Here is a 24,345-nt window from a genome sequence, read left to right as displayed (position 1 = left end):
GGTCCGCGCCCCCGGTGAATGTTTGCGTCGGAGCCGGCCGGCGAGTTCATGTAAGCGGATGCTTCTGAAACGGCGGCTGCTATACCGTTCACCGCTTAGACGCTGTGCCTCGACCTCGCCGCGTGCGGTGCGCCGCTAACACGTCAGCATTTGCCAACGATTGGGCCTCAGCGGCCAGGGTGGACGCCCTGTTGGCGTGGGCGATGGCCTCGGTGTCGCTGGTTGCCTGCTTGCCTTGCGCCGCCGCCAAATGCCGTTTCGCCTCTTCGACCCTGGTTTGGGCCCCGGTGCCGACGCTCTCGCGATGTCTGGCGACGTAGTCGGAGATCTGGCGCAATCTGCCGTCCGCCATGGATAACGCCTGCTCCAATGAATAGTCGTGCCCTCCAACGTGCCCATCGGTAGGGGTGACCCGCCGGCGGCGTCGCGCGCGGTAGAGCATGAAAACCACCACGACGACGACCACGAGGACGACGACGCCGATCGCGATCGGCACCCAGATCGGCTTTGCAGGCTTTGATGAACTTGCCGATCTGTCCAACCCGTCAGCCGCGGCGACCGCAGCGCCACTCCAGTCTTTGGCGGCAATCGCCGGTTCAATTTGTTTGCTGCGCAAACCGATCAACTCGGCTGCTGTGAGGCCCTGCACCTGCGGCGGCACCGTGAACGCGTACAGCTTGGTGTTCGTGGCCACGGCAAGCAGTGCGTCGTGGTCTTCCATCGCGCTGGCGTCGCGGGTGCGGTCAGCCCAGTTTTCTGGTTTGAACCTGGAAAAGTTGTCGACGTAGACCACCCACAATTGGATGTGCTGATGGCGGTAAAGCCGGTCGATTGCCGAGCTGACCGCTGCCCGACCGGAATCCGTCAGCACCCCGGTGCTGTCAGTGATGTGATCCGTGAGTTTGGACGGCGGTTGTGCGCCGGCGGGGCTTGCCAACAGCAGCCCCGCTGTGAGGATTGTCAGAATCACACCCGCCAGGCGAACAACCCGCATACGGGTAATTTAGCCGTCCTTCGCGGAAAGGCGGACAACTGCAGCTCAGGAAATGATCGGGCCGAGGAAAACACTAGGCCGCAGGGGCTTGCGCTGGCATGGTGGCGTTTCGTGCGGGTGTGGCTGAGTGGCTAGGCAGCGGCCTGCAAAGCCGTATACACGGGTTCGAGTCCCGTCACTCGCTCTGCGCCATGGCGTCGAGGTAGAACCATCGGCCGGCGCGGCGCTCGAACCGACTGCGCTCGTGCAGGCGGCCGACGCGGCCCGCGGACTCGAACTGGGCCGTGAATTCCACTTCCCCGTGATCGTCGTCCGGACCACCCGCGACCGTGTCGATCACGTTCAGGCCGATCCAGGTGGTGCCCGGGTCAATCGTCACGTCGGCCGGGCGCGTGCGGGGGTGCCAAGTGCGGTACAGGTAGTCGGCGTCTCCGTGGGCGAATGCCGAATACCGCGATCTCATCAATTCCTCGGCCGACCGGGCCTGCGACTCGCCGTGGTGAAACGGCCCGCAACAGGCCGAATAGCTTTCGGCACTGCCGCACGGACACGGTTCGTTCATGCCAAGAGCCTGACAGACCGTTACGGTGCCTCCCCCATCGGCGCAACACCCGCCGCGTCCTGCAGTATCTGCTGCAATTTGTCGAGCGGATCGCCTCCCGCGGGATCAAGCCGCCGTGGTGGGATCTCCCGGCCGTGGGGTGCGACGGTGGCGACCGGCGGCGGTGGAGGTGGTGCCGCTGGCGGCGGGGGCGGTGGCGGTGGCGGTGTTGCCGGCGGCGGAACGTTGAGCGCAGTTCGTTTGGCCGCCAACCGGTTCGCGGCGTCATCCCGGATGGCCCGCCGTTGCGGGTCCGTGTCACCGTTACCGAGAAAACAGCTTTGTGGCGCCTGGTCTACGACGGATAGCGCGCTCGCATAATGTTCCTCGGCGCGCGCCCGATCCCCGGCCGCCGCGGCACGGTCGCCCTCGGTCTCTCGGACCAGTTCGAGGTTGACCCGCACCGGGCAGGAGCGGTCGGCGCTGCTGCGGGCAAGCGCGGCGGAGAAGTGACTGTCGGCATCGTCGAGTCGGCCGTCAAGCACGGCGGCGGCGCCCGCAGCGAACGGCGCCTTCGCGGGTTCCATTACGTTGGCCACGCCAAGGATTGCCGCATCGGACCGCAAGGTGTTCCCATCGCCGCTCGCGAAGGCGTGAGCCGCCGAATTGCCAGCCACCACAACCGAAAAAAGCTTGACCGCAACCAGCAGCGCGGCGGCGGTGACCGGTGCCGAGTAGACCAGCAGCCGCCGTCGCAGCCGCAGCCGTGCCGGTTGGGGAGTCACGACGTCAGGTCCCGCCGGGCGATGCGGCCGCGCCGGAATTCGCGGACCGAAAGGTAGATCTCGGCGAGCAGCAGCCCCGCGGCGAGCAGCGCAGGCAGCCAGTACAGCTCGGTCTGTCCGTCGGCCTCCGCCCGGAAATCCGCCGTGTCGGGCAGGTCGCGCCGGAAAGCCTGTCCCGGATCCCGATGTACATACGGCACGTTGAGTTGTGCTGCAATTTGTCGCAATTCGGCTTCGTTGATCGCGTCGCTGCGGCCGTAGCCCAGCACCGCTCCGCCGGCCACCGCGCTCTGCGTGAGGTTGAAGTCGCCCTGGGGGGCGCGCGAACCTGGCGCACCGGAGCCGAAGTAGAGCACCACGTTTCGCGAACCCGGATACTGCTGCGCCGCCTGGATCAACTGATATCGCAGCACGTTGTCCGCCGCTCCCCCGTTCACATCGGAACCCGCGTTTTCGGGGCCGATCGCGGCGACGGTCGGGCGCAGGCTCCAGACATCCTCGGCCAGCGGCCAGTCCAGCGAGGCCCGCGAGGCGAAGCCGACGAGCGCGTACCGTGCCGCCGGGTACTGCTTGATCACGGCGGCGACGTCGTCACGCATCCCCGCGATCCGCGGTTCGCCGGCGCCGTAGTCGTCGACGCCGGAGTCGGCCGATCGATCGACGACGAGGAACACGTTGAGGTTCTCGCCAGCCGCTCGGGTTGCGCCACGGCCGTTTTCGTCGTCACGAAGTCCGGGGCGGGTGGTCGCGGCAAGGAGCAGCAGCACCGTGAAAGTCACACCGGTCCAACGTAGCGCCGTGCGGCCACGCCGGCGCCCCGCCGATAGGAGCGCCTGGCGCAGCGCCACCAGTCGCGCCAGGAGTAGCGCACCTGCGACGACCGCGAAGATCGGCCAAGGCAGCAGAGGATGGAATGTCATCGGCGCAGCACCAACAGGGCCACCGACAGCACGGCCGCTGACAGCAGCGCGATTACTAGCGGTACCACCGGGTCGTCGCGGAAGTCCGCGGTCACGATGGTGCCGTCGGCCAGGCGCGCGGGTGGGGTGTGTGCGCGAATTTCGTTGATTGCCTTGATCACCGATCCTCGTCCCGGCGCGAGGTACCGGCCCCCGCTCCGCTTGGCGAGGGCGACGAGCGGGCCACTTGCCGCTGACGGCGCGGTGTCGATGACATTGAGCTGCGTTCCGGCGCGCTCGGCCACGTCCCACACACTGGTGTCGGTGAACAGTGCGGGGCGCGAGTCTCCTGCGGCACGGAGATCTGAGGGCCCAAGATAGATCACCGACCGTCGATGCGTGTCGCCCTTCTCGATCGTCGGAAATCCTGACATACAGAGCGCCAGAACGTCGTTCACGCTGGTCGCATAGTCCGTGTAGGGTACCGCGGGGGCGAACGACGCCGACTGTGCCGCATGAGCCCCGGTGTATTCGCCGAATCGTGCCGCGGCGTACTGGTGGTCGCGCGTCAGCGGCACCAGGCGGCGGTTGACCGATGTCAAGCCGATCCGTTGACGCTGAGGCGACGTGCCGGCCTGCCGCGCGAAGTAGTCGAGCAGTTCGGTCGTCGCCGCGTCGGTCACCGGCTGCCCGACACACAGCATGATGTCTTCGGGGTAGGCGGCGTCGAAGTCGTTGCCGGCGACGGTCGGACGGGCCGCCGCCCACGAGGCGGCGCCGAACATGACCGTCAGGACCACCAGGGTGACCACCGTTGACAGTGATCGCAGCCGGGCTACTTTCGCGTACTCGGGTAACCGGGTCAGACGTGCGATGTTGGCTAACGGGCGCAGCTGCCGGCGGGCAGCGGTCATGGGCAGCAATGCCGCCAGCGCCACAACCGCGACTAAGCAGGCCAATCCGATGGCCAGTATGGGCCACCATTTCAGATCCACGAGCGGATCAACTCCTGCGCCCGGGTGCTCACGTCGGCGATATCGACGTGCGCGGCGGCGTTGAACTGCGCGTCCCCGAGCCGGGTCAGCAGCGGCGCGGCCGCGGCCAGGTTCGCGTCGGCCATGGCCCCGACGTGTAGGTACTGCGCCCGCGCTCCGGTCGCTTGATGCAGAAAGCTGCGCACCGTCCGGCTGATTGCCGCGCACGCCGCCGGAGCCGACATCTGCCCGGCGTCGTGCTCGTCGGCGATGCCTTGCACGCGGCGGGCGAAGCGGTCACGAATCAGCCAGGCGTGCACTCGCCGCACGACGGGGATGCGCCGCAGTCGGTGCGAGGGCAGCGTCCATACGAAAACGATTACGTACCAGATAATTACGGCAATCACCAACGCCACGGCCAACAACAACCACCACGACGAGTACGGCTGCGGACCGAATATGTGGCGCAGCAGATCATCCGGCACGGGCGGCCACCTCGGTCAGGCGAACGAGTTCGCGCCGGATGTGATCGCTGCCGGCGATAGTCGCGTGGGGAATCGCGTGACCGGTGAGGAGCGCGTCGAGGCGGTTGCGACGGGACTGCTCGGCGCGACGGTAAGCGGTGACGACCCGCGGGCCGAGGTCGGCTCCATTCAGGACGAAACGACCGGTGGCGACGTCGTATCCGTCGGTGTTGTCGGGACCCACCGCGGGCATGTCCGACACCATCGCCCACATGATGTCGTGGCGCCCGCTCAGTCGGGCGAGCACTGCGCCGAGTTTGTCATCGGCCTCGGGTTCATCGGACACCACGATGATCAACATGGTGTGTCGGTAATGCGTTGCCACGTAGTCAAGTTGGGTGGTGATGTCACTGCGGCCGGGGTTGGTGCTGGTGTGCTGGTACCAGCGGTGCAGTAGTCCCTCGATGTGCGACTCGCCGCGCCGCTGCGGAATGTTCACACTGCCGCGACGGTCGCCGTAGACCATGCCGATCTGATCCGATCGCCGCAGACCGATCAACCCCACCGCGCCCATGATGTGCGCGGCGACGTCGCGTTTGCCCTCCCCGCTCGGGGCGAGCGCCGACATGTTGCGACCTGCATCGGCGACGAGCAAAATCTTGTGGTGCTTCTCGGAGACGAACCGCTTGATGAGTACGCTGCCCGATCGCGCCGAGGCCTTCCAGTCGATGTCCCGGACGTCGTCGCCGGGCACGTACGGGCGTAGATCGTCGAATTCCATGCTACGCGTGTGCAATAGCGCATAGCGGCCACCTTCGAGCAGGCCGCGGGTGTCGGTGCCGAAGTGCGCCTTGGCCCGGTTGAGGTGCTTACCCAAGGTGGCCTTCCGGCGCCTCAGGGGACCCTGACGACCCGCAGCGCGGCGTCGATGACGAGCTCGGGGGTGATATCGGCGCTGGCCGCTTCGAATCCGAGGATGAGCCGGTGCCGCAGCACTCGGTGCGCGAGCCTCGCGATGTCCTCGGGCAGTACGTGCGCACGCCCGGACAGCAGGGCCTGCGCCCGGGCCGCCTTACAGAACGCGATCGTTGCGCGGGGGCTGGCGCCGTATTCGACCAGTCGCGCGATCTGCTTGGGCAGCGCCCCCGCGGGGTGACGGGTCACATCGACCAGCTGGCTGGCATAGAGCATCAGCGCGCGATCCATGTGGACATGGCGCACCACGTCCTGGACGCGCAGCACGTCCTCGAGGCCGACCACCGGCGGTGCGGGCCGCCCCTTGTCGTAGATGCCGGCGTCGATCCGCGACATCACTTCCACCTCCTCCTGCGGGGAGGGGTAGCGCACGATCTCTTTGAGCAGGAAGCGGTCGGTCTGCGCTTCGGAGAGCGGATAGGTGCCTTCCTGGTCGACGGGGTTCTGGGTGGCGATGACCAGAAACGGGTCCGCGAGGGGGTGCACCTGCCCGGCGATCGTGGTCTGCCGCTCCTCCATCGCCTCGAGCATCGCGCTTTGCGTCTTCGCGCTGGACCGGTTGATCTCGTCGAGCAGCACGATGTTCGCGTGCACCGGCCCTAATTGGGTGACGAACGAGTTGGTCGCCGAGTCATAGATCTGCGTGCCGACGATGTCGCTGGGCAGCAGGTCGGGCGTGCACTGGATGCGTTGAAAGCGGCCGTGAATCGACTCGGCGAGCACCTTGGCTGCGGTGGTCTTTGCCAGGCCCGGCAAGCTTTCCAGCAAGATGTGTCCGCCCGCGAGCAGGCCGATGAGCAGCGACTCTCGCAGGTCGCGCTGCCCGACGATCTTGGCCGCGAAGGCCCCGGAAATGGCGTCAACGATTCCCCGGACTTCGTCGATTTCGCGTTGATCCGGTTGTGTCCTGGCTGTAGTCATACGCCCGGGGGGATACCCCGGACCCGAATCTCCACACGTGGTCGGCCTCGTCCTCCCCACCCTGGAGTGCCGAATTCGCGTTGATACCGCGCGAAACCTCTGCACTCTGCGCCTGGCGATGCCGACGCGCGCCGCCGACAAAACGGAAATGGACAGCTCAGATGGTCAATTGCCGATGGGTGGCCGGGGTACACCGGCCACGGGAGGGAACGGTCCCTCGCCCTCCTCCGGCACTACCTGCTCGGCATCCCGCTTGGGCTCGGACTTCGGGTCGTCGGCGGTGTTGTTGGACGCTTCATCCGCACGGCGTCGGGTCATCGGCATCTCCTTCTTTGACGATCCGGAACCCATACCCACCCTCGATGTCGCTACACCCAGCGCCGAGATAACTGCTAATTGGCGCGGGCCAGCTGGCAGGGCTTGGACGTGGGCGGCTGCGGATGTCGAAACCAATGACCCTTGTTTGTGGGACTTTCGCCGCTAGCCCGATAGCACCCGCCTGCGGTTAACTGGGACGACGTACTCCACCACGCTGCGCTTGGGGATTCGATGAAAAGAGCAATATTCGGCGTGTCGGCGGCAGCAGCCCTAGCACTAGTACCCCTCTGTGTTCCCTTGGCACCAGCAGACGCCGGCGACCCCTGCGTCGACGTCACCGATCCCGCCGCCCACCAAGCCTGCCTCGACAATTACATGCGTGAGATCTACAGACGCGAACTTGGCCAGTGCGAGGCGAGCCCAAATCACGGACAGATCGGTCAGGTTTGTGGGTAACCACCTCGGCCCCTAGCCCGCCGGGGAGTCCCCATCTTCGGCCGGGGCCCGCCCGCGAAGGTGACGCCAACGTCGGGCGGGTGCATCCCCCAACGCGCCAAGACGTGAGCGCTGGAAGAATTGCGCTCCCTTGAATGCCAAAGCGACTCAAGGCAAGTCGCTGAAGACGTATACCTTCGGTCGGGTGGCTTTACCCGCCCGGCAGTTGTTGCGCCAAAGCCCACGCCATCTGCGCCAGTGCGCGGTAGCGGTCCCGGATTTCTGATGTGCCGGCGCGGGAGTCGGCAGCATTGCCATCGAGCCCGCGCCGCCACACGCCGGCGGTGATGGAGGCGAGGCGGAACATAGAGAACACGATGAAGGCGTCGAGCGAGCGAGGTGGCTTTCGGTCGGCGTGCCGACAGTAACTCGCAACGAATGCCTGCTCGTCGGGTATCCCGGTGCCGGTCAGGTCCTCGCCCGCTACACCCTTCGTGCCGCTGAAGTCCGGCGGCAGATGGTAGGTCAAACAGGTGTAGGCAAGATCGGCCAACGGATGGCCGATGGTCGCCAGCTCCCAGTCGAGTACTGCAACGATCCGGGGCCCGGTTGGATGGATCAGGACGTTGCCCAAGCGGTAGTCGCCGTGCGCGATGCAAGCCGGTTCGTCGTCCGTTGGCAGGTGTTCTGGCAACCACTGCGCCAACAGATCCATCGCCGGCATGTCCTCCACGCGCGCGGCCTGCCACTGCCTCGTCCACAGCGCCACCTGGCGTTGCAGGTAACCCTCTGGCTTGCCGAAACCCTCGAGGCCCACCGCGCGCCAGTCCACCCGGTGCAGCGCCGCGAGGACCCGTGCGAGGTCCTCGTAGACCGCCGCACGATGTGCCGAAGCGCTCTCGGGCATGGCCGGGTCGTGAAAGATACGTCCGGGGACGTAGTCCATGATGAAAAATGTTGTGCCGATGATAGATTCGTCATTACACAACAGCCGCATACGCGGGACCGGCACACCGGTGTCTCGCAACGCCGACATGACGCGGTGTTCGCGCTCCACTTCATGTGCCCGGGGGAGTAACCGGCCCGGCGGCTTCTTGCGAAGGACGTACTCGCCAGCGGTGGTTTGCAGGTGAAACGTCGGGTTGCTTTGTCCGCCTTGGAACTGGCGAACCTTCAGTTCACCGTCGAAGCCGGGAAGCTTTCCGCGCAGGTGCCGCGCGAGGCCGGCTTCATCGAACCGGTGCGCGGCTAGCACCGGCACCAGTTCTGCCACGCCGTCCATCGCTGCAACGTTACGTGCGAATTCCCGAGCCGCTACGGAAATCGTCGTCTGCGACGTGTCACGGCAGCCTGAATGTGCTGCCGATATCTCAACCGGAGTAGCAACCATCGCCGATGGGCTGCAAACCCCAACGTGAGCGGATCGAGCGGCGTCTTGGAGATGGCTCCAATGTTGCATATGCCCGCGTTCAACGCCCGCAACACACCGGTGTCCATTGGCGAAATCACGATGAAGTTCGTCACGCCGGGGGTGCCACGCGCAGGCTCGCGCAGGTCGCGCTGCCCGACGATCTTCGCCCCGAAGCCGCGGAGATGGCCGGCGGGCGTTGGCACATCCTTGGCTTCAGGGCGAGATGGCACAAGGCCTCGCCCCCGATCACGGCTCCGGACGCCACCTGAGCGGCACGTGAACGGGGAACCAACCGTCGAAAATCTCGCTGGGCGAAGGGCTGTAGGGTTTGGGATGCCACGCTTTGGGCACCTCGCCACCGCTCCAGTCGAACCAAAAGTACGGAATCTTGGCGAGCCACACTTCAAAGAACACGCCCAACAGGTCCCGGGCCAGGTGCGAGGCCGGACACCGGTGCGGGCCTCCCCCGAAACTCCAATTGCGCTGCGGGCCATCGAGTTTGATGACGTGACCTGACATGTCATCAAACTCGTCGCGATGCACGAACCCGACGCACAACTCGACAGGCGACCCGGCTGGGATCGTCGTTTCGCCGATTGTCACGTTGCGGCTGGTGATTCGGGACACGGTCTTCGCCCCGCCATCCAACCGCAGTAGCTCCTCGATGAACCGGCGTTGCCGGTCAGGGTTTTCGCGTAGTTCACGCTGCAATATCGGCTGTCGGGCCAGCACAGCCAGTCCGGCCCTGATAGCAAACGACGCGAAGATGAAGCCTCGGCCCACCGAGGCCATCAGTCCCAGTACTTCTTCGTCGGTCAGGGGTTCGGTGGCGAGGATACTGATCAAATCGGGGCCGCTCTGTGGGGCTCGGCGGATTGCCGCCACCATTTGCGTGTTGACCGCGTCGGGAGCGGTATCCGTCGGCAGCCCGCAGACCGTGACGAAGGCCGCGCGCCAGACGACCTCGGCGACACCCACACCGTCGCAGCGGTCCAGTTGCGCCGCTACGGCGCCGACGCATTGTTCGATGATCGCGCGCACGGGCTTGAGCATGTCCCGCGAGTTGCCGGGAGTGAACAACTGTTCGACCATGATTTTCCGGTACGGACCGAACGGCGGATTACCGGGCATCAGCTCGCCTTGGCGGCTGGCGAAAACCTCGCCATCGCGCATGGCAGCAAGAACGTCGTCGCGCCGCCACAGCACGTACGTGCCGTCCGGCTGCCGCAGCACTCGTTGACCGGAGCGCTCCGCGGCGGCCAGCCACTCCCGATAACCGTTGGCTGCTTCCTCGTCGGAACGCATGACTTCCAGCGCGGCGTCGCTACCCGACTCGATCATCGCGCACCACTGACCTTCACAATCGGCGGTCGCTGCGAACCAAGCATGACCGGCGCCGCCTGGAACTCCGACGCCGAAAGTCTATCGCCGAGACGGCGAGGCGTCGCCGCAACAGCCGCCTGGCCTGCGGCGGCTAGGTGTGGACTTTCCAACCCGCTAGTGGGGTGGGGGCCGCCGGAGCGTTGGGGTCATTGAACTCGATGTAGATGTCGCCTTGGTTGACGGAGCCGTCGTAGGCGATGTATCCGTGGGCGGTCTGGCCGTTGGTCACACTGCCCGAGCGCAGCGGCGGCGTCTTGTTGATCTTCTGGTAATCAACCGTCAGTGAGCCGCGTTCGACGTCCCGGTAAGGGTCTTGCCTCCACGGCGACGACGCGGCAGTCACGTAGGCCTCGCCGTAGCTGAAAGGTGTGTCGGACTTGCCGACGATGGTGAGCTCGATGACGTCGCAGCCCCCGCCGCTCCCGGTGCAGCTCGACGACACCCAGCTCGCGTTGTTGAGCGTGACGTCGGCGGTCGCGGCGCTGTATTCCGTGACATGGATGGTGGTGCCGGCTTTGCCTATCGGAAACGGCTGCTGTTGGGGTGTTGGATCGGCGGCACCGAGCGGCGCCGTTAGGCCAGCCGTCATCGCGAGCAACGCCGCGACCGCTGCGCTCACCGGAGTTGATATGGCCACCCGCAGACGATAGCGCGCACCACTGCAATTGGCCCACGTCATTCGGATGGAAAGTAGGGCGGGCGGGGCTCGAACCCGCGACCAACGGATTGTGAGTCCTGTAGCAAGCGCCTCTGACGAACAGGTGTAATGATTAGCCGGCACAGGCTAAACGGCGACGAGCCATAGGATCAACGACGATGCGCTGCCACCTCCCTAGCCCGGCTTCGTGATGGCAATTACAAATATCGAGTTGAGTTTCCTCCTGGAGGCGTCGCGCCGCGGCCTGCTTCCTCAGAAAGGCCGCCTCCTGGAATTCGGCGAAGCCGAGTCCGTGATCGATGCGGCGCAGGCAATCCCGCTTCTTCTCGCCGAAGGACCACGGCGGGACGCGTTGCTGGCCGAGACGGCGCCGGACGGCATGTCTCAGGCCTATGCCGACGCCAAGCGAATCTACAAAGCCCTGTTCGACTTCCGCAGCTACAACGCCATCGATCTGCTCCCGCCCAATGATTATCGCCTGCAGCAGGATCTCAACCTGCCCTTCGATCTTGGGACAAGGTTCGACGTCTGCATCAACAACGGCACGACCGAGCACGTCTTCAATCAAGCCAATTGCTACAAGGCGATTCACGATCACACCGCCCCAGGGGGAGTGATGATCCATTGGACGCCGTGTCTGGGATGGGTCGACCACGGTTTCTACAACGTCCAGCCGGGTTTCTTCCACGACCTGGCTACCGCGAACAGCTATGAAGTCCTGCTCGCCGTGCTGTCGAGCGAGAGCATGATGGTCCCGATGGTCCCCGGCCAGATCACCTCCGAGATCGTCGCCGCCAATCCAGGCATCCGGGACAGCCTCGCCTGCGCCGTCCTACGCAAGACGACGGATGAACCGTTCCACTTTCCCTTGCAGGGGGTCTATTCCTTTCTCACGGAACTGGCAGCGCGAGCAGATGCATCCCATCCAGGAAGCCTCAAGGATTAGCCGAAGTGACTGACAAGCATCAGCCGAAGGCATACATGCCTGAGTAGGGCGGGGGCGGGGCTCGAACCCGTTCCGAAACCGCAGGTCACCTGCGGAAACACTGGTTCAGCACGCGAAAAGCACGCGAAAACACCTGGGATTACACGAAAGGTGTTGATGGCCTCAACAACGGCCATCGAACTCTCCACAATCAAGCAGGATCTGTGCATTGCGAATGCCTGATTCGAGTATCTCGTCGGAGAGTTGCCGATCGGAGACGGCGCGTGCGAGTTGCAGGGTGGCAACGAGAAGCGTGAACAACCCGAGCGCCTTGGTGCGGGCGGCGGAAGGGTCGTGTGGGGACAAGTGCGTCGCAACCGTGTCGATGATGGATTGCATTCCCTCGGTGTAGGAATCGCGGATGGCGTCATCGCAGCGGCCGATTTCATCGAGCAGGGCCGCAGAGGGACAGCCCGTGCTCGGATCGTCCCGATGACGTGGCGAGAGGTAGTCGCGCACATATTCCTCCAGTGCCGCGCGGCCCTCGGGTAGCGAGCCGAGGTTGGCATGCTGGGCGCGCAGTTGGTCGGCGACCACGTTGGCCACGAGGTCATCCTTGGATTCGAAGTGCGCGTAGAACGCGCCGTTTGTCAGCCCCGCGTCAGACATGAGGGCAGCGACACCTGAACCGTCGATGCCGTCCTCTTTGAAACGCCGGCCTGCGGAATCGATAATCCTTCGCCGCGTTTCGCCTTTGTGCTCCGCGTCGTACCTCGCCACAGTCGCGTCCTCCGTTCGGCTCCAAGTCGCCCTTGCGCATCATAGCCGATTACCTTACAGTCATAATATTATGATCGTCAGCCAATCGGTCTACACCGAGGAAGACCCATGGCTCCTCTGAATGAACCACGGCAGGTGGCCTGCGGCCTTGTGTCACCGAGCCCGATCATGAAGGCCGCGGTGCGAGCGGCCCTCGCCATCCCGGGGAACCCGCGCGGCGCTCGCCGTGGGCGGCGTTGCCCGACGTGGAGTCGGGATATTCGATGACACGTCTGTCCTACGACATTCGCGACAAGGTCGTGCTCATCACCGGCGGAACCGGCGGAATCGGCAGCGCTACCGCGCGCGAACTTATCGGCCGCGGCGCGAAGGTCGCCCTGGTGGACGTCGACCCGCAGACACCACAAATTGCTGCGCACATGTCCTCACACTCGGCCTTCGGCTCAGTCGCCGACGTGTATAACCGCGACGGACTCGACCTCGCCGTTGCCGAAGTCGTTGACCGTTTCGGACGGGTTGACATCGCGATCGCCAACGCCGGCATTCTCTCTCGTGCCGCCACTTTGCGGACCACGCCGAAGTCATCGATCGACTCCGTGCTCGCAATCAACGTCACCGGCGTCGTGAACACCATCCAAGCCGCCATGGATCAGGTCATCGCTCACCGCGGCCAATTCGTCCTCATCAGTTCGGTTTTCGCGTTTCTCAACGGCATGGGCACGATTCCTTATGCCATGAGCAAAGCAGCGGTTGAGCAGCTCGGCCGCGGGTTACGCGTAGAACTTGCCGCGCACGGCGTCTCGACCACGATCGCCTACTTCTCACTGATCGAAACCAACATGATCAGGCAAGGCGTCGACGCCGACCCCGCTGTCGACGATCTGCTCGCGACCTTGCCCCGGCCCCTGTTGAAACGCCTTCAACCCGACTACGCTGCAACAGCACTCGCCGACGGCCTCGCTCATCGGTCACCGCGCGTGGTGGAGCCATCCAGATGGAAGCCCCTTTCGGCGCTGCGAGGACTCCTCGCGCCTGCAATGGATTCGCATCTGGCCCGTGACCGGCGAACCCTTTCCGCGCTGTCCAAACTCGACGCGCGGACCCACATCGCACAGTGAGAACCAACAATCCCAATGTCCCCGCGTGGACATACGACCACATCGAAAGGCACGAAATGGCTTCGTGGATAGACACACCGACTCGCAAGATCGACGTCGGCGGCGTCGAGTTCGCGTATCGCGAACTCGGCACCGGGTCAGCCGTTCCTGTGGTGTTCCTCCATCACCTCACCGCGGTTCTCGCTGACTGGGACCCGCGGATCATCGACGGTATCGCCGCGCACCATCGCGTGATCGCCTTCGACAATCGCGGTGTCGGCGCGACGGGCTCCTCGGTGCCACCCACGGTCGAGCAGATGGGCACCGACGCCATCGCCTTCATCCGCGCGTTGGGACTCAAACACGTTGATCTATTGGGCTTTTCGCTCGGCGGCGGCGTCGCGCAGATGATCGCCCTACAGGCACCATACCTTGTGCGGCGCATGATCCTCGCCGGCACCGGCCCACGCGGCGGCGGCGGCATCGACAAAATGGCAACCATCGTCGGGATCGCCTACCTCAAAGCGGCACTCACGTTCAGCGATCCTAGAAATTTCCTGTTCTTTCCCCGCACCGCCGAGGGCAAACGGGCCGCGTCGGACTATCTCATCCGCCTCAAGGAACGCACCCAAAACCGTGACAAACGAATCTCGATGCAGGCCCGCATCGCTCAGCTCAAAGCCATCCGACACGCCGGACAAAGCGAACCCGACGACCTGTCGCTCATCACCCAGCCCGTCTTAGTGGCCAACGGCGACCACGACCTCATGGTCGACAGCAGCCACTCAGCCGACATGGCACGCCGACTGCCGAACGCCCAACTGAAGATCTACCCCAACTCGGGACACGGCGGAGTGTTCCAGCACCACCGGACCTTCGTACCCGACGCCCTGCGATTCCTCGCCGAGGAAAGCGCTTCCGAGACCAACAGGAGAACATCATGAACGCGGATCAAAATCAGCGCAGCGACACGATCACGTCGTACACGCATGCGCCATCGCGCACAGTCACCGCAGCGGGTGTCACCTACGCCTACCGCGAACTTGGGCCGACGGGCGGGGTTCCGGTCATCTTCTTTGTCCATCTCGCCGCCACGCTGGACAACTGGGATCCCCGGATCATCGATCCGATCGCTCAGCACCACCACGTCATCGCTTTCGACAACCGCGGCGTAGGAGCCTCCACCGGCACCGTCCCCGACACCGTCGAGTCGATGGCCGACGACGCCTATACCTTCATCACCGCACTCGGTTTCAACACCGTCGACATCCTCTCCTTCTCCCTCGGCGGAATGGTCGCCCAAGCGCTGGTGCTCAAACATCCTGAACTCGTCCGCAAGCTGATCCTCACCGGAACCGGACCCGCAGGCGGAAAGAGCATTGACAAGGTTGCCGGTACCACCTACTACGACACGCTGCGTGCCGCCCTTGCCCGAAAGGACCCCAAGGAGTTTCTGTTCTTCAACCGCGACGACATCGGCAGACGCGCCGCACGCGCGTTCGTGGAGCGCCTAGAAGAACGCACCGAGGATCGGGACGCGCCGATCACGGTGAAGGCTTTCCGAACCCAACTCAAAGCGATCAAGCGGTGGGGGCGCTCGACACCCGCAGACCTGTCTGTGATCACCCATCCGACGTTGATCGCGAACGGCGACAACGATCGCATGGTCCCCACGGCTCTCTCCGAAGACATGCATCTTCGGATCGCTGACTCGAAACTCGTCATCTATCCCAACTCTGGGCACGGCGCGATCTTCCAGTACCACCACGAGTTCGCTTCTACTGCAATTCAATTCATTGATGCGTGATCTGCATCAACGGCAATATCACCTCCCGGCGAAATCACAACGGAAGAAGACATGACCCAGCAACACAAGAGCTACCTCGAGATCGAGGACCGCGGAGCCATTCTGATCGTGCGAGTGGATGGCGGCCCGCACAGCCTGTTCGGCCTGGACATCGCCAACGAGCTCGACGCGCTGGTGAGCCGCGTCGACCGCGACCCGAACGTTCACGCGGTGGTGTTCACCGGCGCCCGCGAGGGGCGGTTCGTCAGCCACGCCGACGTGCGGTGGCTGCAGGCCGAAGGCGTGGCAGTGCCGGAGTTGAACCGCCGTGCCGCCTCGGCCGCGCTGCGGCTGGCCCGTGGCATCGACCGGGCCCGGGCGCTGGACCCGGTTGTACAGAAGACCCCGCTACGCGGCGTCGCCCAACTGGACCGCCTGCACAACACATTCCTGCGGATGAACGCCAGCGGCGTCATCTTCGTCGCCGCCCTCAACGGATCAGCGCTGGGACTGGGTGCGGAGTTCGCCTGGGCGTGTGATCTGCGGATCATGGCCGACGACGCGAGCTTCTTCATCGGTCAGCCCGAGGTGCTGTTAGGCATCATGCCCGGCGGCGGCGGCAGCCAGCGCCTAACAAGGCTGATCGGCACCCACAAGTCGCTGGTCGCGATTCTGGAGGGCAAGCCGTTCACCCCCTCCCAGGCACTGGCCAACGGCGCGGTCGACGACGTGGTGCCCACCGACCAGGTTGTGGAGCGGGCGGTCGAGGTGGCCGAGTACTTCGGCAAGCGAACCAAGGGGTCGGTCGAGGCGATCAAACGCTCGGTCTACTTCGGCGGATCGATGTCGCTGACCGAAGGCCTGCACGTGGAGCGCACCGAGTTCCTGGGCACCGACCAGTCCCCGCGGGGCCAGCAGCTGATGCTGCAGTACCTCGACGACATCGACTCGGTCGGCGAGTTGCCGCTTTATCACGGCGACACCTACGACCGCGCCCTGGAAGCCGGCACAGTGCCCGCTCTCGGCGCGGAGGTGATGGTCAAGTGAGTGCCACGCAGTCGTTCACCCGCCACGACGTGTCCTTCACCTCTGGTGACGACACCTGCGCCGCCTGGCTCTACCTGCCAACCGGGGTGACCGCCCCGCCGGTGGTGATCCTGGGCCACGGCCTGGGCGGTACCCGCGAGATGCGCCTGGACGCCTTCGCCGAACGCTTCGCCCAGGCCGGGATCGCGGCGCTGGCATTCACCTACCGGCACTTCGGTGACAGCACCGGCCAGCCCCGCCAGTTGTTGTCGATCAAACGCCAACTGGCGGACTGGGATGCCGCCATCGCCTTTGTCAAAGGCCGTCGCGAAGTCGACCGCACGCGAATCGCGGTGTGGGGCAGCTCGTTCGGCGGTGGGCACGCCATCACCGTTGCGTCACGGCATCCCGAACTCACCGCGGCGGTGGCGCAATGCCCGTTCACCGATGGGTTGACCTCCGCGCTGGCACTAGGGCCGCTGGCATCCCTGAAGGTGCTGCCCTCGGTGGCCAGGGACTACGTCTCCATCCTGCGCGGGAAGGCCCCGGCGATGATCCCGCTGGCCGGCCCGCCCGGCTCGCTGGCCCTGATGAACGCCCCGGACGCATTGCCCGGCTATCGGGCCCTTCTGCCGGCGGACACGACGTTCCGCAACGAGGTGGCCGCCCGCGTCGCCCCGACGATCACGACCTATCGGCCCGGACTGTCGGCCAAGGAGATCGCCTACCCGATCCTGTTCTGCATCAGCGACACCGACACTGTCACCCCGCCCGAGCAGACCGAGCGCTATGCCTGGACCGCGCCGCGCGGGGAGATCAAGCACTACGACGCCGGGCACTTCGAGTTCTACCTAGGCGAACCCTTCGAGCAACTGGTCGGCGATCAGATCGAGTTCCTTAACCGCCACCTGCGGCGGGGCACCGTCGTGAGCGCCGACCACGCCGACGGACCGGGCGGGCGGCTCCCGCTGGCTGATCAGGAAGCGACACGATGAAGGCGTTCACGCTGACCCGTTACGGCAAGACCGACAACGTCGACGCCGTCGAACGAACCCAGCCCGCCCTGGGCCACGACGACGTCTTGGTGCGGATCCACGCCGCCAGCATCAACCCACTGGATCTGAAGATCCGCAACGGCGAACTCAAACCGCTACTGCGCTACAAGCTTCCGATCGTGCTGGGCAACGACCTGGCCGGCGTCGTCGTTGAGACCGGTCCGCGGGTGCGCGGATTCGCGCCCGGCGACGAGGTGTACTCCAAACCCCGGCAGGACCGCATCGGCGCCTTCGCCGAACACATCGCCATCGATGAGAGCGACGTCGCCCCCAAGCCCGAGCGACTCGACATGGCCGAAGCCGCCTCCCTGCCACTGGTCGCGCTCACCGCATGGCAGGCGCTGGTCGAGAAGGCCCACGTTCAACCCGGTCAGAAGGTCCTGATCCACGCGGGTTCCGGCGGACTGGGCAGCATCGCCATCCAGTTGGCCAAACATCTCGGCGCGACCGTCGCCACCACGACCAGCGCCGTAAATGCCGGCTGGGTCAAGGACCTGGGTGCCGACGTCGTCATCGACTACAAGACCCAGGACTTCGCCGCCGAATTGTCCGGTTATGACGTCGTTCTGGACACTCAGGGCGGACAGACACTGCAGAAGTCGCTGGAGGTGCTCAAACCCGGCGGCACGGTCATCTCGGTCGCCGGCCCACCCGACCCCGTGTTCGCCCGTGAATTCGGCGCCAACTGGATTCTGGTGCAGGCGATGCGCGCCCTGAGCTTCTCCATCCGGCGCAAGGCCAAACGACGTTCGGTGACTTACTCGTTCCTGTTCATGACCGCCAACGGCCAACAGTTGCGCCAATTGGGTGCCCTCGTCGATGCCGGGGTGATCCGCCCCGTTATCGACCGGGTGTTTCCGTTCGCCGACACGTTGGAGGGGCTGTCCTACGTCGAGAGCGGACGCGCCAAGGGCAAGGTCGTCGTGTCCGTCATTAGCGAAGAACCGCCGTCGTGACCGCAGAGCCGGTCGCCTTCGACTTGCCGGTCATCGGATCCGGGTTCGGGGGCAGCGTCTCCGCGCAGCGGCTGTCGGAGAAGGGGTTTCGCGTCGGTGTCCTCGAACGAGGCCGCCGCTACGAGCCCGCCGACCTACCCGCCTCGGCGTGGCAGACCCACAATTTCGCCCAAGTTAGCTAGCGCATCATCGCCGCGACCGCCAGGCCGCTAGGCCGCTAGGCGCCGGGGTGAACACCGCTAGCCGGCGGCCCCGCGTGGCTGTACACCTCTGACCATGCCTTACTTTGTGGGGCGGGCGGGGCTCGAACCCGCGACCAACGGATTATGAGTCCCTAGACAGCCCTCTTGCGACCAGGCCGAACGATTGCCTGATTCGCGCCATATCCCCTGCCAGACAGTAATATCTGCCGTTGCCGGTACGGGCGCGGTACGGGTCCAGTACGGCTGCAAAACGCCCCCGGTCGCCGGGGTGACGCCTGGGTGAAGATGCGCGCAGGTCTGTTAGCTAGCGATCGGCCGATGAGACGGCGCGCTCCTCATATTTGCCCCTTGAGTGGGGCATGCGCCGGTGTTCAGATTGCGCCGGTCGAACGGAGGCGCTCCATTCCGGCCTCGTCGTAGCCTGCCAGGGCGCGGAGTAACTCTTCCGTATGCTGCCCAACGTGCGGCGCTGCCGGCGGTGCAAATCCCTCGTCGGGTTTGGTCTTGATGCATGTTCCCATCAATCGCTGCGAAGTCCCGTCCGCCTGAGCCTGCTCGTAGACGAGTCGACGAGCTTTAGAGTGGTCGTCGTCGAACAGGTCTGCGCCCAAGAATGCCGGGGCTCCTGCGATATCGGTCGCAATGAAGAAGTCAATCCATTCCTTGCGTGTGCGTTCCTTGAATATTGCCGTCAGCACCTCGCGCAGCCGTGCCTCTGCCTCGAGATCCTGCCCCGGCTTCTGGCGCCCGGGTTCGTAGAGATCCATCCTGTCGAGTGATTCGCAGAATCTCAGCCAGAACTTGTCCTCCAAGGCGTTGAACACCACGTAGTTGCCGTCGCTGGTTTCGTAGTACTGGTAGCGAAGCGATGCGCGGATTCCCTCACCGTAGGTCGGTTGACCGTTCGCCAACGCGGTGAGGTGCTGGAAGTTCCAGTTAATCGCCGCATCGACCTGCGCTACTTCGACGTGCTGCGGCTTGCCGTCGCGCCCGGCGGCGTGCAGCGCGGCGAGTACGCCCATCGCTGCGTACAGCGGTCCCGCAAGAACACCTGTGGTCCCTGTGGCCGCCCCCGAAAGGCGCGGTGTTCCATCCGCATCTATGATCGGCGGACTCAAGCCGGCGAAACAGTCGAACGACAGCCCGTGTGTGGCCAATCGGGTGTACGGCCCATAGCTGCCCATGCCATTGAGCACGCAGTAGACGACTGTCGGGTTGACTGCAACGACGTCGTCGTAGCTGAAACCGAGCCGCTCCGCCGTGCCGTAACGCAGACCGTCGATCACCACCGCGGATGTCGCGGCCAGGCGGCGAAACGCATCTTGGCCCTCAGTCGTTTTCAGGTTTATCGCCACACTCTTCTTGCCGCGATTCCAGTGAGAGTCCTGCAGCTCGCCGCCGGAAACCGCCGAACCGCGGAAGCCACCGCCGCCGGGCGGCTCCACCTTGATCACTTCTGCGCCGAGATCAGCCAGATGCCCGCCGAGTGCATCCGCGGAGAAGAGTGACACCTCGAGGACTCGGACGTCCCTGAGAAGTTCCATCACGCGACCTTTCCCCGCTACATCATGGTGATTGATTTCAGCTCGGTGTACTCCTCGAAGCCCCAGCGACCCTGCTCGCGGCCGAGCCCACTTTGTTTGAATCCGCCGAAGGGGCCGCCGCCGTTGAACATTCCGCGCGCCGGCAGAGACCAGCCGGGCCCCTGCCCGCCACCCGGATTGGCTCCTAGGTCGGCACCGGGTGCGACCGTCTGCACCATGATGGTGCCGGTTCGGATCTGCCTGGCGACGTTGAATCCCCTTGCGGCATTGCGGGTCATCACCAAACCCGCCAGACCGTAGATGGAGTCGTTAGCGATGCGGATGGCTTCGTCTTCGGAGCGATAGGTCATCACCGCCAGCACGGGCCCGAACACCTCTTCCTGGCACAAGCGCATGTCGTTGCGGCAGTCGACGAATGCCGTCGGCTCGTAGTAAAAGCCGCGTTTGAGGTGTTCGGGACGTTTGCCACCAGCCACCAGCGACGCGCCTTCCTCCACCCCGGCCTGAACCAACGACTCGACTCGCTGACGCTGCTGATCCCTGATAAGCGGCCCGACGACAGTGGTGGGATCACGCGGGTCGCCGACCGTGATCATCGGAGCCATCGCTTTCAAGCCATCGACGTACGCGTCGAGCAGGTGCTCGGGCAAGAGAAGTCGCGACGTGACGGTGCACGCCTGTCCGGCATGCATCAGTACCTGTCCGAATCCTATTCCCGCAACGTCACTTTCGGTGACATCGTCGAGAACGATGTGCGCGCTCTTGCCGCCGAGTTCCAGCTGTGCGCGTTTCATGGTTGCCGCCGATAGTTCACGAATGCGTCGACCGGTCGCTGTCGAACCGGTGAATCCGATCATGTCGACGCCTCGGTGGGTGCACAGCTCCTCCCCCACGTCCGCGCCGCCCACGACGACGTTGAACACCCCGGGCGGAAGGCCGGCTTCCTCTCCCACCTTGGCCAGCTCCAGGGCGTTCATTGGGGTCCACGGGTGGGGCTTGAGTACCACGGTGCAGCCGACGGCCAATGCGGCCAGGCACTTTTGGATGTTGATCGAGAAAGGAAAGTTGAACGGGGTGATGACTCCGACCACCCCGACCGGTTCGCGGACCACCGTCACGCCGCCCAGGCCGGTCGGCGACACCACCGGGCCGCCCGGTGTCTCCACCCACGTCACATCGTGTTCGACGAACTCGCCGTAGTAGTGGGCGGCCTCGATGGCGCCGCCAACCTGCACCAGGTCGGTAATGAAGCTCGTCGAGCCGATCTCGGCGACGACTAGCTCTCGAAGTTCCGCTATGCGCTCGTCGAGGATGTCAGCGAACCGCTTGATGACCTTTGCGCGCTCCCGCACCGACATCCACGGCCACGGACCTTCGTCGAAAGCCCGTCGGGCGGCCTCGATCGCCATGGTCGCCTGCTTTGGCCCGCCGTCGACGACTCGTCCGATCAACTCCTCGGTGGCCGGATCGATGACGTCGATGACGCCGAGCGCGTTGTCGCTCAACCACTTGCCGTCGATAAAGCTCTGGTACTCCCGCATCAAACGAACTATGTCAGCGTCGGGTACGGGGCGGGCTCAAAGTCGAAGACCCGGCGAGCATTACCCTGCAGCACTTTGTACTTGTCGAGGTCGGACCGGCCGTCGAGTGCCTTGTGAGCCACCTGAAGGGAATTGGGCCACAGGCTGTCGGTGTGCGGGTAATCCGTTTCAATCATCACATTGTCGACGCCGATGGAGTCGAGGTTAGCCGCCCCGAAGTCATCCTCGATGAAGCAGCCGTACATGTGGTCGCGGAAGAGCTGGCGCGGTGACTCCGGAAAAATCTCGGGGTCGGTGGGTACGGGGGTCAAACGCATCGTTGCCGGGTCAACCGCCCAGTTGTTGGCGCGCAGGTATTGGTAGTCGGCGGCGACATGTTCCGCACGCTCGATGAGGTAGGGAATCCAGCCGATACCTCCCTCGGCCAGCACGATCTTCAGGTCGGGGTACTTCTGCAGCTTCCCCGAGAAGAGCCAGTCGGTGGTCGAGTTCGCCAGGTTGAGGTTGATGTTGACCGCCTGCACCCCAAAGGGTGCGTCAGGCGACGTGGTGGGACTGACCGAGGAGGATCCGATGTGCGTGCACAGCGGCATCTTCGTCTCGTTCACCACCGCGAAGAAATCGTCCCATGCTCCCGAGTGGATGGACGGAAATCCCAGCGGGTGCAGGTTCTCCGAGAAGGCAATGGCTTTCGCGCCCTTGCCGGCGCATCGTAACGTCTCCTCGACGGCCAGTCTGGTATCCCACAGCGGGACGATGACCATCGGGATGTAGCGACCGGGCGCGGCCGCGCACCACTCGTCGATGACGAAGTCGTTGTAGGCCTGCACGCACTTGAGCCCCAGGTCGCGGTCACCGAGGTGGGCGAACATCTGACCGCAGAACCGGGGGAAGAAGGGAAAGTTCAGTCCCGCGATCACATGATCCTCGTCCATGTCAGGGATGCGGGCCACCGGGTCGAAGTATGCGCGGGGCATATCGTCGTAATTCACTGGCAGCGGGGAATACTCGGCCGGCCTTTGGTGAGCCGCGACCAAGATGCCAAGCACCGACGCGCGCGCTTGCTCGTAGACCCACGTATCAACGCCGTCGATGCGCTCGACGTGTGGCACTCGATCGCGGTCGGCGGCCGATGCGCGGTCGACCCACAGGTTCGGTGGCTCGATGATGTGGTCATCGACGGAGATCATCCATTGAAGATCTTGCTTGTCCACGGGTTCCTCCCTGATGTCGCTATTACGTTGGTTGCGAGACGATATCGGCGGTCGCCAGCCGCCTCTCACTGGGCGACGCGGGCGCCCGGGCTGAAGACGACCGGCAAGGCGCGGTAGCCCCGAGTGACCGAGTTCCCGTGGAAGTCGACTTTTGCCCCAGGGGGGATGGCGTAGTCCGGTATCCGATTCAGGGTCTGCTCGACGCCCACCCGAAACTCGAGCCGGGCGAGATTGGAGCCTAAGCAGCGATGGACGCCGGCCCCGAACCCGAGGTGGCGGTTGGTCTGTCGGTCGAGAATGCACTTGTTCGGCTCGTCGAACTCGCGCGAGTCGCGGTTGGCCGCCGCATAGTTCACGACGACCGTCTCGCCGGGACAGAACTTCTGGCCGCTTAGTTCAACCTCTTCCGCCACTGAGCGATGCAGCCCGTGGACCGAACCGGCGAACCGGATGAATTCCTCTATCGCCGTGGGCAACAACTCGGCTTCTCGTACGAGCCGGTCGCGCTCCGAAGCATGAGAGCCCAGATAGAAGAAGGCGAACGACATTGCACTAGATGTTGTTTCGAGCCCCGCCTGCACCAGCAGCATCACATTCGCCACAACGTCGTCGAAGCTCAGTTTTTCGCCGTCGATTTCGGCGGCGAGCAAGACATCGATCAGGTCGTCGCGCGGCGGTTGACCACGGCGTTTGTCGATCTCCTCGCGTACGCGGAGGTAGAGATTCGTCATCGAACCGTTTCGGACCTCTTCGCTCTCACCGTTGATCGCTAGGTCAGCTGTCTCGATGTAGAGCGGCACGTCCTCAACGGGCATGCCGAGTACATACCGGAAGAACACGATCCCCGGCTGCTGCCATGCGACGTCGGCGAGATCGCCGCGGCCCAATTCGATGAAGTTGTCGATCAGCCCGTCGGTGACCGCCCGCACCTGCGGCTCCAAGTCCTTCATGCGACCAGGAGAGAAATACGGGTTGAGAACTTTGCGAAGCTGCTGCTGCCGTGGCGGATCCAAGGTGATAACGATGTCACCGAACGACATCGGGGAGCCTTCCATCCCAACGGGCTTGCTGGAAAAAGTGCGCCAATCCCGCAAGATCTCGTAGCACTCGTCATAGCGGGTGGCGACCCACGCACCCCCCGGCGTCGGGCCCAGGAATGGGACATCCTGGTGACTGAACGGTCCCGCCTCTCGCATAACTGCGTAGACCTCGTAGAGGAAGTCTTGGTCGTTGAAATCCTCATGACGAAGATCGAGGTTCCGGGCGTGTTCCTCCGGTGATTTGCTCAACATGTGCCGTCCTCGTCGACACCGGAACTGCGCATGCCGACACCGTGGTCACGCCACCGTCCATGTGCCATCTGCGCCGGCCCTCGGATTTCTCGCACACGCCGAAATTTGCTTTGGCAGCACAGTAAATCGTCGACCGAGCAGAGTCAAGTCGCACTCGATAACTATCTG

General features: G+C 64.5%; 25 protein-coding genes and 1 tRNA gene. 9 read left to right on the top strand and 17 right to left on the bottom strand.

All coding sequences use genetic code 11. The features are described from left to right. Positions 1-88: 88 nt before the first annotated feature. Positions 89-994, bottom strand: a complete 906-nt coding sequence (locus A5773_RS14220; protein WP_067264050.1) for a YgcG family protein — start codon at positions 992-994, stop codon at positions 89-91. A 113-nt stretch (positions 995-1,107) separates the two neighbouring features. Here A5773_RS14220 and A5773_RS14215 point away from each other — a divergent pair. Then, positions 1,108-1,178, top strand: a tRNA-Cys gene (locus A5773_RS14215). Here the strand turns inward: A5773_RS14215 and A5773_RS14210 are convergent. The 11 genes from A5773_RS14210 to A5773_RS14160 form a co-directional block, all read right to left on the bottom strand. Next, a complete protein-coding gene (locus A5773_RS14210) occupies positions 1,170-1,556 on the bottom strand; it encodes a YchJ family protein (protein WP_066958303.1) in 387 nt (128 codons plus the stop codon). The two genes, A5773_RS14215 and A5773_RS14210, sit on opposite strands and share 9 nt — an antisense overlap. 20 nt (positions 1,557-1,576) lie before the next feature. Then, positions 1,577-2,320, bottom strand: a complete 744-nt coding sequence (locus tag A5773_RS26050; RefSeq protein WP_067264052.1) for a hypothetical protein — start codon at positions 2,318-2,320, stop codon at positions 1,577-1,579. Next, complete coding sequence (locus A5773_RS14200) at positions 2,317-3,240, bottom strand: VWA domain-containing protein (RefSeq protein WP_067791361.1); 924 nt, start codon at positions 3,238-3,240, stop codon at positions 2,317-2,319. Before A5773_RS14200 ends, A5773_RS26050 begins: the two co-directional genes overlap by 4 nt. Then, positions 3,237-4,214: a hypothetical protein gene (locus A5773_RS14195; protein WP_066958310.1), complete on the bottom strand. Its 978-nt coding sequence runs from the start codon at positions 4,212-4,214 to the stop codon at positions 3,237-3,239. Before A5773_RS14195 ends, A5773_RS14200 begins: the two co-directional genes overlap by 4 nt. Then, positions 4,205-4,678 (bottom strand): hypothetical protein, encoded by a 474-nt coding sequence (locus A5773_RS14190; RefSeq protein WP_066958313.1) that lies wholly within the window; start codon positions 4,676-4,678, stop codon positions 4,205-4,207. Before A5773_RS14190 ends, A5773_RS14195 begins: the two co-directional genes overlap by 10 nt. Then, positions 4,668-5,534: a DUF58 domain-containing protein gene (locus tag A5773_RS14185; protein ID WP_066958315.1), complete on the bottom strand. Its 867-nt coding sequence runs from the start codon at positions 5,532-5,534 to the stop codon at positions 4,668-4,670. The genes A5773_RS14190 and A5773_RS14185 overlap by 11 nt, the downstream gene beginning before the upstream one ends. A 17-nt stretch (positions 5,535-5,551) precedes the next feature. Continuing rightward, positions 5,552-6,553, bottom strand: a complete 1,002-nt coding sequence (locus A5773_RS14180; RefSeq protein ID WP_066958317.1) for a MoxR family ATPase — start codon at positions 6,551-6,553, stop codon at positions 5,552-5,554. A 165-nt stretch (positions 6,554-6,718) separates the two neighbouring features. Beyond that, entirely contained in the window at positions 6,719-6,871 is a 153-nt protein-coding gene (locus A5773_RS14175; RefSeq protein ID WP_156664343.1) for a hypothetical protein, read from the bottom strand. A 646-nt stretch (positions 6,872-7,517) separates the two neighbouring features. Next, a complete protein-coding gene (locus A5773_RS14170) occupies positions 7,518-8,588 on the bottom strand; it encodes a phosphotransferase family protein (protein WP_067791356.1) in 1,071 nt (356 codons plus the stop codon). Between the two features lie 375 nt (positions 8,589-8,963). Then, positions 8,964-10,058: a cytochrome P450 gene (locus A5773_RS14165; RefSeq protein ID WP_067264062.1), complete on the bottom strand. Its 1,095-nt coding sequence runs from the start codon at positions 10,056-10,058 to the stop codon at positions 8,964-8,966. 133 nt (positions 10,059-10,191) lie between these two features. After that, entirely contained in the window at positions 10,192-10,689 is a 498-nt protein-coding gene (locus A5773_RS14160) for a hypothetical protein (protein WP_067791366.1), read from the bottom strand. Positions 10,690-10,969: 280 nt separating this feature from the next. On the opposite strand from A5773_RS14160, the gene A5773_RS14155 reads away from it, so the two are divergent. Further along, positions 10,970-11,704 carry a hypothetical protein gene (locus A5773_RS14155; RefSeq protein ID WP_067264065.1) on the top strand — a complete coding sequence of 245 codons (735 nt, stop codon included), beginning with the start codon at positions 10,970-10,972 and terminating at the stop codon, positions 11,702-11,704. A 162-nt stretch (positions 11,705-11,866) separates the two neighbouring features. Here A5773_RS14155 and A5773_RS14150 read toward each other — a convergent pair whose 3' ends face one another. After that, positions 11,867-12,463, bottom strand: coding sequence for a TetR/AcrR family transcriptional regulator (locus A5773_RS14150; protein WP_066958329.1), 597 nt, complete (start codon positions 12,461-12,463; stop codon positions 11,867-11,869). Positions 12,464-12,726: 263 nt separating this feature from the next. On the opposite strand from A5773_RS14150, the gene A5773_RS14145 reads away from it, so the two are divergent. Genes A5773_RS14145 through A5773_RS14115 form a run of 7 tightly spaced genes read left to right on the top strand, consistent with a single transcriptional unit; the run spans position 12,727 to position 18,565 of the window. After that, the gene (locus A5773_RS14145; RefSeq protein ID WP_067791364.1) at positions 12,727-13,581 is read left to right on the top strand and encodes an SDR family NAD(P)-dependent oxidoreductase; all 855 of its coding nucleotides are present in this window, start codon (positions 12,727-12,729) and stop codon (positions 13,579-13,581) included. Between the two features lie 56 nt (positions 13,582-13,637). Beyond that, a complete protein-coding gene (locus A5773_RS14140) occupies positions 13,638-14,504 on the top strand; it encodes an alpha/beta fold hydrolase (protein ID WP_067791363.1) in 867 nt (288 codons plus the stop codon). Next, positions 14,501-15,367 (top strand): alpha/beta fold hydrolase, encoded by an 867-nt coding sequence (locus tag A5773_RS14135; RefSeq protein ID WP_067791354.1) that lies wholly within the window; start codon positions 14,501-14,503, stop codon positions 15,365-15,367. Before A5773_RS14140 ends, A5773_RS14135 begins: the two co-directional genes overlap by 4 nt. A 51-nt stretch (positions 15,368-15,418) precedes the next feature. Next, entirely contained in the window at positions 15,419-16,393 is a 975-nt protein-coding gene (locus A5773_RS14130; protein ID WP_066958334.1) for an enoyl-CoA hydratase/isomerase family protein, read from the top strand. Next, positions 16,390-17,367 (top strand): alpha/beta hydrolase, encoded by a 978-nt coding sequence (locus A5773_RS14125; protein WP_082948237.1) that lies wholly within the window; start codon positions 16,390-16,392, stop codon positions 17,365-17,367. Before A5773_RS14130 ends, A5773_RS14125 begins: the two co-directional genes overlap by 4 nt. Further along, positions 17,364-18,383, top strand: a complete 1,020-nt coding sequence (locus tag A5773_RS14120) for an NADP-dependent oxidoreductase (RefSeq protein ID WP_066958337.1) — start codon at positions 17,364-17,366, stop codon at positions 18,381-18,383. The genes A5773_RS14125 and A5773_RS14120 overlap by 4 nt, the downstream gene beginning before the upstream one ends. After that, a complete protein-coding gene (locus tag A5773_RS14115; protein WP_066958339.1) occupies positions 18,380-18,565 on the top strand; it encodes an FAD/NAD(P)-binding protein in 186 nt (61 codons plus the stop codon). Before A5773_RS14120 ends, A5773_RS14115 begins: the two co-directional genes overlap by 4 nt. 392 nt (positions 18,566-18,957) lie before the next feature. Here A5773_RS14115 and A5773_RS14110 read toward each other — a convergent pair whose 3' ends face one another. The 4 genes from A5773_RS14110 to A5773_RS14095 all read right to left on the bottom strand — a co-directional run bounded on the left by A5773_RS14110 (position 18,958) and on the right by A5773_RS14095 (position 24,177). Beyond that, positions 18,958-20,130, bottom strand: a complete 1,173-nt coding sequence (locus tag A5773_RS14110; RefSeq protein WP_066958341.1) for a CaiB/BaiF CoA-transferase family protein — start codon at positions 20,128-20,130, stop codon at positions 18,958-18,960. Positions 20,131-20,147: 17 nt separating this feature from the next. Further along, complete coding sequence (locus A5773_RS14105; RefSeq protein WP_067791352.1) at positions 20,148-21,671, bottom strand: aldehyde dehydrogenase family protein; 1,524 nt, start codon at positions 21,669-21,671, stop codon at positions 20,148-20,150. 8 nt (positions 21,672-21,679) lie between these two features. After that, positions 21,680-22,885 carry an amidohydrolase family protein gene (locus A5773_RS14100; protein WP_082948236.1) on the bottom strand — a complete coding sequence of 402 codons (1,206 nt, stop codon included), beginning with the start codon at positions 22,883-22,885 and terminating at the stop codon, positions 21,680-21,682. 65 nt (positions 22,886-22,950) lie between these two features. Beyond that, a complete protein-coding gene (locus A5773_RS14095; RefSeq protein WP_197505721.1) occupies positions 22,951-24,177 on the bottom strand; it encodes a cytochrome P450 in 1,227 nt (408 codons plus the stop codon). Between the last annotated feature and the right edge of the window lie 168 nt (positions 24,178-24,345).

Origin of the sequence: Mycobacterium sp. 852014-52450_SCH5900713 (assembly GCF_001667075.1) — a bacterium.
Taxonomy (GTDB): domain Bacteria; phylum Actinomycetota; class Actinomycetes; order Mycobacteriales; family Mycobacteriaceae; genus Mycobacterium.
The sequence above is the reverse complement of the archived record's forward strand: the minus strand, read 5'-3'. Positions and strand labels throughout refer to the sequence as shown.

Coding starts and splice junctions, on each gene's coding strand:
- A5773_RS14095 (WP_197505721.1), bottom strand. CDS start 24,177: ATGTTGAGCAAATCACCGGAGGAACACGCCCGGAACCTCGATCTTCGT.
- A5773_RS14110 (WP_066958341.1), bottom strand. CDS start 20,130: ATGGAACTTCTCAGGGACGTCCGAGTCCTCGAGGTGTCACTCTTCTCC.
- A5773_RS14105 (WP_067791352.1), bottom strand. CDS start 21,671: ATGCGGGAGTACCAGAGCTTTATCGACGGCAAGTGGTTGAGCGACAAC.
- A5773_RS14135 (WP_067791354.1), top strand. CDS start 14,501: ATGAACGCGGATCAAAATCAGCGCAGCGACACGATCACGTCGTACACG.
- A5773_RS14200 (WP_067791361.1), bottom strand. CDS start 3,240: ATGACATTCCATCCTCTGCTGCCTTGGCCGATCTTCGCGGTCGTCGCA.
- A5773_RS14220 (WP_067264050.1), bottom strand. CDS start 994: ATGCGGGTTGTTCGCCTGGCGGGTGTGATTCTGACAATCCTCACAGCG.
- A5773_RS14120 (WP_066958337.1), top strand. CDS start 17,364: ATGAAGGCGTTCACGCTGACCCGTTACGGCAAGACCGACAACGTCGAC.
- A5773_RS14140 (WP_067791363.1), top strand. CDS start 13,638: ATGGCTTCGTGGATAGACACACCGACTCGCAAGATCGACGTCGGCGGC.
- A5773_RS14165 (WP_067264062.1), bottom strand. CDS start 10,058: ATGATCGAGTCGGGTAGCGACGCCGCGCTGGAAGTCATGCGTTCCGAC.
- A5773_RS14130 (WP_066958334.1), top strand. CDS start 15,419: ATGACCCAGCAACACAAGAGCTACCTCGAGATCGAGGACCGCGGAGCC.
- A5773_RS14145 (WP_067791364.1), top strand. CDS start 12,727: ATGACACGTCTGTCCTACGACATTCGCGACAAGGTCGTGCTCATCACC.
- A5773_RS14175 (WP_156664343.1), bottom strand. CDS start 6,871: ATGACCCGACGCCGTGCGGATGAAGCGTCCAACAACACCGCCGACGAC.
- A5773_RS14180 (WP_066958317.1), bottom strand. CDS start 6,553: ATGACTACAGCCAGGACACAACCGGATCAACGCGAAATCGACGAAGTC.
- A5773_RS14210 (WP_066958303.1), bottom strand. CDS start 1,556: ATGAACGAACCGTGTCCGTGCGGCAGTGCCGAAAGCTATTCGGCCTGT.
- A5773_RS14170 (WP_067791356.1), bottom strand. CDS start 8,588: ATGGACGGCGTGGCAGAACTGGTGCCGGTGCTAGCCGCGCACCGGTTC.
- A5773_RS14160 (WP_067791366.1), bottom strand. CDS start 10,689: ATGACGGCTGGCCTAACGGCGCCGCTCGGTGCCGCCGATCCAACACCC.